Source organism: Streptomyces sp. ICN903, from assembly GCF_022015835.1.
GTDB classification, from domain to species: domain Bacteria; phylum Actinomycetota; class Actinomycetes; order Streptomycetales; family Streptomycetaceae; genus Streptomyces; species Streptomyces fenghuangensis.
Map to the genome: position 1 here is coordinate 24,228 of NZ_JAKMAY010000018.1, position 13,268 is coordinate 37,495.

Annotated in this window: 9 protein-coding genes; 5 read left to right on the top strand and 4 right to left on the bottom strand. The window is 73.4% G+C overall.

The genetic code is table 11. The features are described from left to right. The first annotated feature begins 175 nt into the window (after positions 1-175). Entirely contained in the window at positions 176-1,036 is an 861-nt protein-coding gene (locus tag L7D48_RS03620) for a helix-turn-helix transcriptional regulator (protein WP_237877290.1), read from the top strand. Positions 1,037-1,249: 213 nt separating this feature from the next. Continuing rightward, positions 1,250-1,459: a DUF397 domain-containing protein gene (locus tag L7D48_RS03625; RefSeq protein WP_206346953.1), complete on the top strand. Its 210-nt coding sequence runs from the start codon at positions 1,250-1,252 to the stop codon at positions 1,457-1,459. A gap of 141 nt (positions 1,460-1,600) precedes the next feature. Here L7D48_RS03625 and L7D48_RS03630 read toward each other — a convergent pair whose 3' ends face one another. Both L7D48_RS03630 and L7D48_RS03635 read right to left on the bottom strand, forming a co-directional pair. Further along, positions 1,601-2,725: an ADP-ribosylglycohydrolase family protein gene (locus L7D48_RS03630; protein ID WP_237877292.1), complete on the bottom strand. Its 1,125-nt coding sequence runs from the start codon at positions 2,723-2,725 to the stop codon at positions 1,601-1,603. A 242-nt stretch (positions 2,726-2,967) separates the two neighbouring features. Beyond that, positions 2,968-5,568: a bifunctional FO biosynthesis protein CofGH gene (locus L7D48_RS03635; protein WP_237877294.1), complete on the bottom strand. Its 2,601-nt coding sequence runs from the start codon at positions 5,566-5,568 to the stop codon at positions 2,968-2,970. A 211-nt stretch (positions 5,569-5,779) separates the two neighbouring features. Between L7D48_RS03635 and L7D48_RS03640 the strand changes: the two genes are divergently transcribed. From L7D48_RS03640 to L7D48_RS03650, 3 genes are all read left to right on the top strand, one after another. After that, on the top strand, positions 5,780-7,303 hold the full coding sequence (locus L7D48_RS03640; RefSeq protein ID WP_237877296.1) for a CehA/McbA family metallohydrolase: 1,524 nt from the start codon (positions 5,780-5,782) through the stop codon (positions 7,301-7,303). A gap of 207 nt (positions 7,304-7,510) precedes the next feature. Further along, the gene (locus tag L7D48_RS03645) at positions 7,511-10,462 is read left to right on the top strand and encodes a BTAD domain-containing putative transcriptional regulator (RefSeq protein ID WP_237877299.1); all 2,952 of its coding nucleotides are present in this window, start codon (positions 7,511-7,513) and stop codon (positions 10,460-10,462) included. A gap of 230 nt (positions 10,463-10,692) precedes the next feature. Continuing rightward, positions 10,693-10,842: a hypothetical protein gene (locus L7D48_RS03650; RefSeq protein WP_237877301.1), complete on the top strand. Its 150-nt coding sequence runs from the start codon at positions 10,693-10,695 to the stop codon at positions 10,840-10,842. 529 nt (positions 10,843-11,371) lie between these two features. Here the strand turns inward: L7D48_RS03650 and L7D48_RS03655 are convergent. Continuing rightward, a complete protein-coding gene (locus tag L7D48_RS03655; protein WP_237877303.1) occupies positions 11,372-11,878 on the bottom strand; it encodes a hypothetical protein in 507 nt (168 codons plus the stop codon). Positions 11,879-12,046: 168 nt separating this feature from the next. Beyond that, positions 12,047-13,268, bottom strand: a 1,222-nt coding sequence (locus tag L7D48_RS03660) for a PQQ-binding-like beta-propeller repeat protein (protein ID WP_237877304.1), incomplete at its 5' end; no start/stop codon positions are given.

The window sequence follows — 13,268 nt, forward strand, 5'->3', positions numbered from 1 at the left end:
ACCCGTCGGCCGCGTAGCGCGGGGTGGCGGCCCGTACTCCGACCCCGGAGTGCGGGCCGCCACCCCGCGCGTGCGCGTGCACACCCTGTGTGGCGGTTTTCCAGCGCGGACGCGGCCATTGGTGGCAATCTGCTCCAGGAGCGGTCTTATTGGCGTAAGCGGAGGTGTGCGCACCGTGGCATCCAGTGTCAATCCCACCGTCAGGCGGCGCCGGCTGGGTCAGGAGCTGCGCCGGCTCCGTGAGCAGAGAGGCATGACGGCCGAGGAGGTGGCCGACCGGCTGCTGGTCTCCCAGTCCAAGATCAGCCGGCTGGAGAACGGACGCCGCAGCATCAGCCAGCGCGACGTCCGCGATCTGTGCGGCGTCTACGAGGTCGACGACCAGCGGATAGTCGACTCGCTGATGCAGATGGCCAAGGAGTCCAGACAGCAGGGCTGGTGGCACGCGTTCGGCGACATCCCGTACAGCGTGTACATCGGCCTGGAGACGGACGCGGCGTCCCTGCGCGTGTACGAGCCGCAGGTCATGCCGGGGCTGCTGCAGACCCCCCAGTACGCGGAGGCCGTCGTCGCGGGCGCGCTGCCCGAGGCGTCGGCGGAGGACGTGGAGAAGCGGGTGCAGGTGCGGCTGCGCCGGCAGGAGCGCATCCACGACCGCAAGAGCCCGCTGCGTCTGTGGGCGGTGATCGACGAGGCCGCGCTGCGCCGGGTGGTCGGCGGGAAGCAGATCATGCGGGACCAGTTGGAGCATCTGCTGGAGCTCTCCCGGCTGCCCCATGTGACGGTGCAGGTGCTGCCCTTCGAGATGGGCGCGCACCCCGGGCTCAACGGCCAGTACGCGATCCTGGAGTTCCCGGACGCGGCGGACTCGACGGTGGTCTACCTGGAGGGCGTCACCAGCGACCTCTACCTGGAGAAGGCCGGCGACGTGCACAGCTACAGCGTGATGTACGAGCACCTGAGGGCGCAGGCGCTCAACGTCGAGCAGAGCCGGGAGTTCGTCGAGGACATCGCCAAGGAGTACATCCGGGGCTGAGGCCGGCGCACCGGTGACGCACCGATGGCGCGGGGACGGCACACGGGCGGCGCAGCAAGTTACACCTGGTGGCGCGTCGATGTGAAGAGCTGTTTGGAATATGCCATCCGGTCGAGTGAACGGCGTTAATGGAGGCCTCAGTTGGGGGGTACCGTCTGCCGCACGCCGGGCCCAACCGGCGATTTTCACCGTCTGGGAGAAAACGGAGCAGACATGGCAATCCGACAGGGCATGACCGACAGGTGGACCAAGTCCAGCCACTCCGCCGGGAACGGGGCGTGCGTGGAGGTGCGGTCCCCCGAGCCGCGGGCGGTCGCCGTGCGCGACTCCAAGGTTCCGCAGGGACCGTCGCTGGACTTCGTCCCCGGTTCGTGGACGGCGTTCGTGGGAGCCCTCGGCCAGGGTTCGCTCGCCCGGCGCTGACCGCCCCCCGCACGCCGCACCACGGCGGCGCCGTGCCTCGCCGTACCGCGCGGCACCGCGCCGAAGCCCTCTCGACTGGTTCGCCGTCCCGGCCGAGGGGGTTCGGTGCTTCCCGGGCCCCGCGTGCGGGGCCCGGCCCCGTCAGGCGCGCGGGTAGCGGGTCAGCCAGCCCGGCGAACCGGCCGGGGTGGCCGGGCTGTGGAGCGCCGGCCCCTGGGTCATCTCCATGGCGAAGTCGTCGGCCAGCTCCAGGATGGTGGCGCGGCCCTCCAGTTCGGCGACCCAGTTCGGCGGCAGGGCGGTCTCCCCGTGCATCACGCCCAGCAGGTTGCCACAGACCGAGCCGGTGGAGTCGGAGTCGCCGCCGTGGTTGACCGCCAGCAGCAGGCCGTGGCGCACGTCCTCGGCCACCAGCGCGCAGTACACGCCCATCGCCAGCGCCTCCTCCCCCGTCCAGCCCTCCCCCAGCGACTCCACGCGCTCCGCGGTCGGCAGGCCCTGGCGTACGGCGCCGAGCGCGTGCTTGAGGGCGTCGGTGGTCTCCTCGTGGCCGGGGTGGGCCGCCAGATGGGCCAGGGCCCGCTGCACCGCGGCGTCCAGGCTCTCGCCGCGGGCGACGGCGTGGACGATGACGGCGAAGGCGCCCGCCGCCAGGTAGCCGGTGGGGTGGCCGTGGGTCTGGGCGGCGCACTCGGCGGCGAGCTGGAAGACGAGCTGCGGCTCCCAGCCGACGAGCAGGCCGAAGGGCGCGGAGCGCATGACGGTGCCGCAGCCCTTGGAGTCGGGGTTCTTCGGTGCCTCCAGTGTGCCCATCCGGCTGTCGGCCAGCCCGGTCAGGCAGGCGCGGCCGGGGGCGCGCCGCGAGTACAGCCACTCCTGGCGGGCCAGCCAGCCGTCCTCGGTGCGGCGCTCGTCGGGCCCCCAGTCGCGCTGGGTGGCGGCCCAGCGCAGGTAGGCGGCGTGCACGTCGGTCGGCGGGTGCCAGGCCCCGGTGTCGCGCCGGACGTGGGCGCGGATCAGGCCGTCCACGGTGAACAGGGTCATCTGCGTGTCGTCGGTGATGGCGCCGCGCCGCCCGTAGGCGGGCACGTAGTCCGTCACCCCCTGGGGGCCGTGGGCGGCCCGGATGGCGTCGAGCGAGTCGAACTCGACTCCCGCGCCGAGCGCGTCGCCGATCGCGCCGCCGAGCAGGCAGCCGCGTACCCGGCTGCGGAAGTCCTGCTGCTCGGTGCGGCCCCAGATACCGCCGCCAGGTGTCGCGGTCACCGTGCCGTCCCCTCCCGTTCGCCCCTCGGCTCTCGTCCGCTCCGGTCCGTTCCCGTGTGCCGTGTCCCGTGGGCCGTTCCCGCCGGTTCGGACCGCACTTTAAACGACGGTGCGCGGGCGGAGGCGGCCCGGAGGTGGACGGGGGCCGGAGATCCCGGGAAGACGGCCGGAAGTCGCCCCGCGCCCGTCCGTCCGGCCGTCCCGGCCGGACGGGCCGCGAGGGTCCGGGCGTGCCCCGGCCCTCAGTCCTCCAGCACCGGCAGCAGCTCCGGCAGGCGCCCGCCGGACGCCTCGGCGGCCCGTACGCGCTCGGCGGGGACCTCGCCGTAGGTGGTGGTGCGGGGGCGGGCCGGGCGTCCGGCGGCCTCGGCGATGGCGATCAGGTCCCGGACGGACTTGTAGGAGCCGTAGGAGGAGCCGGCCATCCGGGAGATGGTCTCCTCCATCAGCGTGCCGCCCAGGTCGTTGGCGCCCGAGCGCAGCATCTCGGCCGCGCCCTCGGCGCCCAGCTTGACCCAGCTGGTCTGGATGTTGGTGATGTGCGGGTGCAGCAGCAGGCGGGCCATGGCCGTCACCGCGCGGTTGTCGCGCACCGTCGGCCCGGGGCGGGCGATGCCGGCGAGGTAGACCGGGGCGTTGGTGTGGACGAACGGCAGCGTCACGAACTCGGTGAAGCCGCCGGTGCGCTGCTGGATCCGAGCCAGCAGCCGCAGATGGCCCAGCCAGTGCCGGGGCCGGTCCACGTGCCCGTACATCATCGTCGAGGACGACGGCAGGCCCAGCTCGTGCGCGGTGGTGACCACCTCGACCCAGGTGGCGGCCGGCAGCTTGCCCTTGGTGAGGATCCAGCGCACCTCGTCGTCGAGGATCTCGGCGGCCGTGCCGGGGATGGAGCCGAGCCCGGCCTCCTTGGCCGCCGCCAGCCAGTCTCGGATCGACATGCCGGTGCGGGTGGCGCCGTTGACGACCTCCATCGGGGAGAAGGCGTGCACATGGATGCCCGGCACGCGCTCCTTCACCGCCCGCGCGATGTCGAAGTAGGCGGTGCCGGGCAGGTCCGGGTGGATGCCGCCCTGCATGCAGACCTCGACCGCGCCGACCTCCCACGCCTGCGCCGCCCGGTCGGCGACCTGGTCCAGGGAGAGGGTGTAGGCGTCGGCGTCGGTGCGGCGCTGGGCGAAGGCGCAGAAGCGGCAGCCGGTGTAGCAGACGTTGGTGAAGTTGACGTTGCGCGTGACGATGTACGTCACCTCGTCGCCGACGGTGTCGCGGCGCACGTCGTCGGCGATGCGGCACACCGCGTCCAGGGCCGGACCGTCGGCGTGGAGCAGCGCAAGGGCCTGGTCGTCGGTGAGGCGGGTGGGGTCGTCGGCGGCGGTGGCGAGCGCCGCGCGTACGTCGGTGTCGATCCGCTCCGGCGCCATGCCGGGCGCGGCGCTCTCGCGCAGCGCCTCCCAGTCCCCGTAGACCTCGTCGAAGTCGGCGCGGCGGTCGGCGGTGCGGCCGGTGGTGTCGATGGTGCGGTGCAGGTCGGTGCGGCCGGCGGAGGTGGCGGTGAACGCCTCGTCGGGCTCCTGCCAGGGGCGGCCGGTGACGGCGGCGTCCTCGCGGGCCAGGCCGGTGTCCGGGTCGGCCAGGGCGGTGACGTGGGGCAGCAGCCTCGGGTCGAGCCAGGGCTCGCCGCGTCGGACGAACTCCGGGTAGACGGTGAGGCGTTCGCGCAGCTCGAAGCCGGCCGCGCGGGTGTGCCCGGCGAGTTCGTCGATCTGGGGCCAGGGGCGCTCGGGGTTGACGTGGTCGGGGGTGAGCGGGGAGACGCCGCCCCAGTCGTCGATCCCGGCGCCGATCATCAGGGCGTACTGGGAGTCCACCAGGTTCGGCGGGGCCTGGATGCGGGCGGCCGGGCCGAGGACGTGGCGGGCGACGGCCACGGCGGCGGCCAGTTCCTCCAGTTCGGCGTCGGGCATGCCGCCCATGGCGGTGCCGGGCTTGGCGCGGAAGTTCTGCACGATGACTTCCTGGACGCCCTGGTACGCCCGCTGGACGCGGCGGATCGCGAACAGCGACTCGGCGCGCTCGGCGTACGTCTCGCCGATGCCGATGAGGATGCCGGTGGTGAAGGGGACGGACGAGCGCCCCGCGTCCTGAAGCACCCGCAGCCGGACGGCCGGCTCCTTGTCGGGCGAGCCGTGGTGGGGGCCGCCGGGCTCGGACCACAGCCGGGTGGCGGTGGTCTCCAGCATCATGCCCATCGACGGGGCGACGGGCTTGAGGCGCTGGAAGTCCGTCCACGTCAGCACCCCGGGGTTGAGGTGCGGCAGCAGGCCGGTCTCCTCCAGCACCCGGATGGCCATGGCGCGCACATAGGCGAGGGTGTCGTCGTAGCCGTGCGCGTCCAGCCACTCGCGGGCCTCGGGCCAGCGGTCCTCGGGCCGGTCGCCGAGGGTGAACAGCGCCTCCTTGCAGCCCATCGCCGCTCCCCGGCGGGCGATCTCCAGCACCTCGTCCGGGGAGAGGTAGGGGCCGTGGCCCTCGCGGCGCAGCTTTCCCGGCACGGTGACGAAGGTGCAGTAGTGGCAGCGGTCCCGGCACAGCCGGGTGAGCGGGACGAAGACCTTGCGCGAGTAGGTGATCACCCCGGGGCGGCCGGCCGCCTCCAGTCCCGCGTCCCGTACGCGGGCGGCCGAGGCCGTCAGGTCGGCCAGGTCCTCCCCGCGCGCCTGGAGCAGTACGGCGGCCTCGGCCGCGTCCAGCGCGACCCCGTCCCGGGCCCGCCGCAGGGCGCGCCGCATGGCGTTGGCGGTGGGTGCGGTGGGTGCTGCCTGCCCGCTCGACGAAGTCATGGTGCGAGCATACGAGCGCACCCGGCACCGGCCGGGAGGCGGGCGGGGGTGCCGCCCGGTGTCCCCCACTCGTCCTTCCCGCCGCCGGCCCGCCGGCGCGGCCCGCCGTCACGCGGTGTCGGACGGGTTGTCCACAGGCCTTCTCCCGTCCGTCACCCACCCGTGGAAGAGTGACCCGAACCACATCGGAGGCGGCGGAACGGGGGCTGTCATGGACCGGCGCGAGGTACTGAGGCTGTCCGCCACCACGGGGGCGGCGAGCGTGCTCACGCTCCGGGGCGTGAGCTTCGCGCACGCGGACGAGAGCGGCCGGAGCGGCGAGGAGAGCAGGACGGTCCGCGGCCATCTGTCCAACGGCGCGCCGGACTTCGTCCACCTGCCCGTCCAGGTGCCGCGCGGGGTGCGGGAGCTGGCCGTCTCGTACTCCTACGACAGGCCGGCCGTGCCCTCCGGCACACCGGGCAACGCCCTGGACATCGGGATCTTCGACGAGCGCGGCACGGCCGCGGGCGGGCGCGGTTTCCGGGGCTGGTCGGGCGGCTTCCGCACGGAGTTCGCCATCAGCGCCGAGCGGGCGACGCCGGGGTATCTGCCCGGCCCGGTGCGGCCGGGCACCTGGCACGTGGTCCTGGGCCCGTACACCGTCGCCCCGCAGGGCATGGACTACGAGGTCACCGTCACCCTGCGGTACGGGGAGCAGGGCCGCGCCCCCGGGCCCGTGTATCCGCCGGAGCGGGCCGGGGGGCGGGGGCGCGCCTGGTACCGGGGCGACTGCCATCTGCACACCGTGCACTCCGACGGGCGGCGCACCCCGGCCGAGGTCGCGGCGGCGGCGCGGGCCGCCGGGCTGGACTTCATCGCCACCACCGAGCACAACACCACCTCCGGGCACGGCGCCTGGGAGGGGCTGTGGGGGGACGACCTGCTGATCCTGTGCGGCGAGGAGGTGACCACCCGCAACGGCCACTACCTGGCGCTCGGCGTCGATCCGGGTACCTTCGTCGACTGGCGCTACCGGGCACGCGACGACGCGTACGGGCGGTATGTGCGCAGGATCCACCGGGCGGGCGGGCTGGTCGTACCGGCGCACCCCAACTGCCCCTTCGTGGGCTGCCAGTGGAAGTTCGGCTACGCGGAGGCGGACGCGGTGGAGGTGTGGAACGGGCCGTGGACGGCCGACGACGAGATGGCCCTGGCCGCCTGGGACAACATGCTGGTGGAGTCCTGCCGCCGGGGAGGCGGGGACGGGCGCGGGCGGTGGACACCGGCGATGGGCAACAGCGACGCCCACCGCGAACCGCAGGTCGTCGGCCTGCCGCAGACGGTCGTCCACGCCGAGGACCTGTCACGCGTTGCCGTGCTGGAGGGCGTACGGGCGGGCCGGAGCTGGCTGGCGGAGTCCTCGGAGGTCGGCCTGGAACTGTCGGCCACGGGCCCGCGCGGCGAGCACGCCGGGATCGGGGAGCGGCTGCGCGTCGCGCCGGACGCCGCGGTGGCGGTGCGGCTGGAGGTGTCGGGAGTGCCGGACGGCACGGTGCGGCTGCTGACCGACCAGGGCGAGATGCGCTCGGAGCGCCTGCCCGCCTCGGGCTCCGGCACGGTCCTCTGGCGCACCACCGCCTCGCTGGCCGCGTATGTGCGAGCCGAGGTGCGCCACCCGAGCCCGGGCGGCGGCGCGGGGCTGCCGGGCGCTATGGCCGCGATGACCAACCCCCTGTGGCTGGAGGCCCTTTGACGTCCGGTAGTCCGACTCTTCGTCAACCCGCGTGGCAAACGGGGGATTTGACCGTGGCCGGACATCTCCGCATCTGTCGGGGCATCAGCTGTCGGTTCCGTCGCAGGTTTGCGGTGACTGTGAGGAGAGGCAGGGGCACGGCTGACGTACCGACCCTTGACAAGGCACACTGTGCGCTGCGGGTCGTCACACTTCGCAGGGGGCACCATGGACGGCGAGGGGCACACCGGGCGCGAACGACTGCGGCAGCCGGACAACGGTCGTCACCGGCTGCGTTTCGCCGTGCTCGGACCGGTGCGTGCCTGGCGTGACGGCGAGCCGGTCGGCGTCGGCTCGCCCCAGCAGCGCGCCCTGCTCGCAGCCCTGCTGCTGCGCGGCGGGCAGACGGCCACCGCGCAGGAGCTGGTGGACGCGCTGTGGGGCGAGGAGCCGCCGCAGCGCGCCCTGGCCGCACTGCGCACCTACGCCTCCCGGCTGCGCAAGGCGCTCGGCGCCGAGGCCCTGATCAGCGAGTCCGGCGGTTATGCGATCGGGCTGGGGCCCGGCACCGAGATCGACGCGGACACGGCCGCCGCCCACGCCGCGGAGGCGGAGAAGGCCGCCTCCGGCGGCGACCGCCACCGGGCGCGCGAGCTGTACGGCCTGGCGCTGGCGCAGTGGGACGGCGAGCCCCTGGCCCACCTCCCGGGGCCGTACGCGGAGAACCAGCGGACCCGGCTGGAGGAGTGGCGGCTGTCCCTGCTGGAGCACCGCCTCGACCTGGACCTCCAGCTCGGCTCCCACGCCGAGGCGGTCAGCGAGCTGACCGCCCTGACCGCCGAGCACCCGCTGCGCGAGCGGCTGCGCGAGCTGCTGATGCTGGCGCTGTACCGCAGCGGCCGCCAGGCCGAGGCCCTGGCCGTCTACGCCGACACCCGGCGGCTGCTGGCCGAGGAGCTGGGGGTGGACCCCCGCCCGGAGCTGGCCGAGCTCCAGCAGCGCATCCTGCGGGCCGACGAGGAGCTGGCGCAGCCCGTAGAGGAGTCCGCGCCGCCGGGCACGGCCACCTTCGTACGGCCCGCGCAACTGCCGGCGACCGTGCCGGACTTCACCGGCCGCACCGCTTTCGTCTCGGAGCTGGGCGACCAGCTCGTCACCGCCGAGAGCCGCGTCATGGCCGTCTCGGCGGTCGCGGGCATCGGCGGGGTGGGCAAGACCACCCTGGCCGTGCACGTCGCCCACGCCGCCCGCGACCGCTTCCCCGACGGCCAGCTCTACGTCGACCTCCAGGGGGCGGGCCCGGCCCCGGCGGAGCCGGAGGCGGTCCTGGGCGCGTTCCTGCGGGCCCTGGGCACTCCGGACTCCGCGATCCCCGACGGGGTGGAGGAGCGGGCCTCCCTGTACCGCTCGACGCTGGCCGGACGCCGCATCCTGACCCTGCCGGACAACGCCCGCGACGCCGCCCAGGTGCGTCCCCTGCTGCCGGGCACCGAGGGCTGCGCGGCACTGATCACCAGCCGGGTGCGGATGGTGGACCTGGCCGGCGCGCACCTGGTGGACCTGGACGTCATGAGCCCCGAGGAGGCCATGACGCTGTTCACCAGGATCGTCGGCGCCGACCGGGTGGGCGCCGAGCGCGAGGCCGCCATGGACGTCGTCGCGGCCTGCGGCTTCCTGCCCCTGGCCATCCGCATCGCCGCCTCCCGCCTGGCCGCCCGCCGCACCTGGACGGTCTCCTTCCTGGCCCGCAGACTCGCCGACGAGCGCCGCCGCCTGGACGAGCTCCAGGCCGGCGACCAGGCCGTCAAGGCCACCTTCGAGCTGGGCTACGGCCAGCTGGAGGCGGAGCAGGCCCGCGCCTTCCGCCTGCTGGGCCTGGCCGACGGCCCGGACATCTCCGTACAGGCCGCCGCCGCCATGCTGGACCGCGCCCCGGAGGAGACCGAGGACCTGCTGGAGTCCCTGGTCGACACCTCCCTGCTGGAGTCGGCCGCCCCCGGCCGCTACCGCTACCACGACCTGGTGCGCCTGTACGCGCGCACCTGCGCGGAGCGCGACGAGGACCCCGCCTCCGAGCGGTCCGCCGCGCAGTCCCGGCTGCTGGACTTCTACCTGGCCACCACCGCCCGGGTGTTCGCCCTGGAGCGCCCCGGGGACCAGGTCGTGAGCCATCTGGCCGCCACCGAGCACCCCGGACTGGAATTCGGCGGTCACGCCGCCGCGCTGGACTGGCTGTTCACCGAGGCCGACTGCCTGCTGGCCTGCGTGGAGCAGTCGGCCGACGGCGGCACGCTGCGCCGCGCGGCCGACCTGCTGCTCGTCGCCAAGGACCTTGCCGACTCCGGCATCCACTCACTGCGCTACGAACGGGCCGCCACCGCCGTACACGAAGCCGCAAGAATCTCCGGAGACGCCTGGGCCGAGGGCCGCGCCCAGATCATGCTCACCCACGTGAACACTGTGGCAGGCCGTTCCGACCAGGCCGACGACAACGCACGCCACGCCATGAAACTCGCCCGGACCACCGGGGATCCGGTGGTGTCCGGCTACGCGCCCAATGATCGTGGAATCATCGCGGTCTTCCGCGGCCGGTACGAGGACGGCGAGGTCTACCTGAATCAGGCGATCGAGGCGTTCCGGTCCTACGGTGATCTCAACGGCGAAGCCAGTGCCCTGTGCAATCTGTCCCGTACCCACCTGGGGCTGGGGCGGACCGACAGCGCGATCCGACTCGCCGAGCAGGGCGTGGCTCTATACGCCAAGCTGGGAATGACCATGCGGCTCGCCAACGGTCGCTACGCCCTCGCCATGGCACTCACCGGTGCCGGGCGCACCACCGAGGCCCTGGACCAACTCAACCAGGCTCTGTCCCTCTTCAGAGAAAGCCGCCAGCCGATGTGGGAAGGTGCGACCCACCTGCGGATGGCCGAGGCCTACATGGCGGCACGTCGCCCCGCACAGGCCGCCACGCATGCCGAACAGGCACTCGCCATGCGTGTGATCGGCTGGGACTGGCGGCGCGGAAACGTGCTGATGGTACTTGGCCGCGCACTGGACGCCCTGGGGCAGACAGACCGTGCCCGAGCCTGCTGGCAGGACGCGCTGGCCATCTTCGAGTCGTTGAAGTCTCCCGATGCGGCCGAGGTCCGAAAGCTCCTGTCCCCCGCCGTCGCCGCATAGATTGATCGGGATCCCACGCCGGCACCGGGTAGCAGGCGTTCATCGATTGTTTATCGCTCTCCGGCATGCTCATACGTATCGATCCGCCGCGTCGGGGGGCACGCGGGTCGATGGGCCCGACGCCCTGCACCGTCAGGACGATGGCCCGGAGGGCACATCCGGCGGCCCACGGGGGAGCCGCCGGATGTGCCCTGGACCTCCCCGCCACCAGTACTCAGGAGTTGGTCCGTATGAGCGACACCGGTAAGAAGATCAAGACGGATGGCCCGCAGCTCGACAACCACGTCCCGTCGCCTGGCAGCGGTGCGCCGGCAACCCAGGACTCCACTGGCGGCGAGGTCGCCTCGGAGTCTCAGGTGACCGAGGAGAACACGAAGTAGACCACCACACCACGGGGGACAACACGGGACCGGTCCCAGCGGCGCTGAGGGGGAGCCGCTGTGGCCGGTCCCTGTCGTATGCGCATGAGCGATTACCGGGTAATCACCACAGAAGAACACAACCGTATGCTTGAGGGGCTACCTTTGCCTCCGCGAACCATGAGCTACCCCCTCCCCGGTTGCCTCCAAGGAGTTGGCGTGAACTGCATGAAGCGTTTCCTCACCGTTCTGGCCGTAGCGATGACGATAGCGGGTGTCGGAGCCGCACCGGCTATAGCCGACAACCACCTTCCGGGGCCCTACCCCTCCCAGCCGGCAGGGAACTGAGGCGGGCCCGGAAGGAGGCTTCCGGGCATCGGCCGGGGCGGGAACGCTGTCGCGTTCCCGCCCCGACTCGTTGACGGAGCCTCACGCTCCGCTCTCCCGCACGGGAACGCCCTGTCCGGGGTGCACCGACGCACGTGTCGTGCCCATGCCATCCCGAGACCGGGACACGGCCTCCGCCGGGGTTCTCCGCGCCCGGACCGGCTCAGCCGATCACGGAGACGCGGCAGTCGTCCGCGACCCCCACCATGGCCGGGTCACGCGGCTCCACCTCGACGCGCTTGGTCTGGTCCCTCCCCACGCTGACGCGCTGGGAGGAGACGTCGAGGGTGTCCCCGAAGTCGTCGACCAGATACACGTAGACGGTGTAGGTGCCGGCGTCGCCGTCGGAGAGTTCGACCACCGTCCCCTTCTTGCCCTTGGCGCACGAGATGATCTCGGCGTCCGGCTCGTCCCTGCGGGACGAGGAACCGGAGGACCCGGAGGAACCGCTGCTGCCGACCGTCGTGCTCCGGTAGCCGCTGTAGCCCGACCGGCTGCTGGAGCTGTCCTTGCCGCAGCCGCCGCCTCCGCCCCCGCTCTTGCTGCTGCTCCCCCGGCCGCCGCCGCCCTTGCCGCCGCCGCTCCGGGCCTGGCTGAAACCGGACAGGGCCAGCGTCACGACGGTGACGACGGCTATCAGCTTGAGGTGGCGCTTCACAGAGCGCTTCATGGCGCGTTCTCCCCCGGTGGACGCTCGGTGCGCGTACGCACTCGCTGTTGACTGCCGGACTTTCTACCAGGGTTCACGCAGGGAACGGCCAATGGGGTTCCCGCGCAAGGCGGTTCGCCGGAAAACGGACCGGGCGGAACGGCGCGGAACGCGGGAACGGGGGACGGGTCAGGCGCGGGCCTGGCCCGTCCCCTTGGCCGCGTCCAGCGCGTATACGCAGCGGTCCCGGCTGCACGCGAAGACCACGCCGCCCGCGACCACCGGCGCCCCGGTGATCTCGCCCTCCGTGGCGAGTTTCCAGCGCAGCTGGCCCCCGACGGCGTCCAGCGTGTACAGGCAGTGGTCCGCCGAACCGAAGTGGACCCGGCCGTCCGCCGACACCGGGGCGCCGGTGATCTCGCCGCCCGTCGCGAAGCGCCAGCGGGGGGTGCCGCTGACCGCGTCCAGCGTGTAGAGCGCACCGCCGCTGCCCAGGTGGACCAGACCGTCGGCCACCACCACCGGCTCGGCCGACTGGCGGGACTCGGTGGCGATCCGCCAGCGGTCGTGGCCGTTGGCGGCGTCCAGCGCGTACACCGTGCCCAGGTAGTCGGCCAGATAGACGCCGCCGCCCGCGATCGCCGCGCCCGGCGCGAAGGCCGGCGGGCACAGGAACGCGGCGGGCGCGTCGAAGCGCCACCGTTCCGCTCCGGTGGCCGCGTCCAGGGCGAAGACACGCGAGCCGGCGCTGACGTACACCGCGCCGTCGTCGGCGGGCAGCAGCCGCACCGGGACGCCGCCGGTGGCCGAGGAGTCGCCGACCGGATACGACCACTGCTCGGCGCCGGTGCGCGCCTCCAGGGCGTACAGCCGCCCGTCGCCCCAGACGTAGACCGAGCCGCCCCGTATCACCGGACCGGCCTCGGCGGTCTCGAAGTCGGTCTGCGCGCCGGACAGCTCCCACAGCCGCTCGCCGCTCGCCGCGTCCCACGCCTGTACGCCGCCGCCCCGGGTGCCCGTGACGACCGTGCCGCGGTCGGCGCGCAGCGCGTACACCCAGCCGTCGGCCGCCAGCCGCCAGACGTCGGAGCCGTCACGGGCGTTCAGGGCGTACAGGCTCGGGCCGTCGGAGGCGTGGACCCGGCCGTTGCTCACGGCCATCGACCACGCCACCTCGCGGGTCTTGAACTGCCGCCGCCCCGTCGCCACGTCCAGCGCGTGGACCTCGAAGGAGGTGACGTACAGCAGGCCGTCGGCGACGACCGGGGTGCCCCACACGTCGTTCGACATCCGGAAGCGCCACGGCCGCCAGCGCGGCGGAGCGGCGGCCTCGTCTCCCGCCGGACCGCTCGCGGCGCCGCCCGCGGCGCCGCTGGAGGAGCTGTGGGAGGAGGTCTGGGAGGGGGTGCGC

Bases quoted from the DNA above. Each gene is read 5' to 3' on its own strand.
- L7D48_RS03635 (WP_237877294.1), bottom strand. From the start codon at position 5,568: ATGACTTCGTCGAGCGGGCAGGCAGCACCCACCGCACCCACCGCCAAC.
- L7D48_RS03645 (WP_237877299.1), top strand. From the start codon at position 7,511: ATGGACGGCGAGGGGCACACCGGGCGCGAACGACTGCGGCAGCCGGAC.
- L7D48_RS03640 (WP_237877296.1), top strand. From the start codon at position 5,780: ATGGACCGGCGCGAGGTACTGAGGCTGTCCGCCACCACGGGGGCGGCG.
- L7D48_RS03650 (WP_237877301.1), top strand. From the start codon at position 10,693: ATGAGCGACACCGGTAAGAAGATCAAGACGGATGGCCCGCAGCTCGAC.
- L7D48_RS03655 (WP_237877303.1), bottom strand. From the start codon at position 11,878: ATGAAGCGCTCTGTGAAGCGCCACCTCAAGCTGATAGCCGTCGTCACC.
- L7D48_RS03625 (WP_206346953.1), top strand. From the start codon at position 1,250: ATGGCAATCCGACAGGGCATGACCGACAGGTGGACCAAGTCCAGCCAC.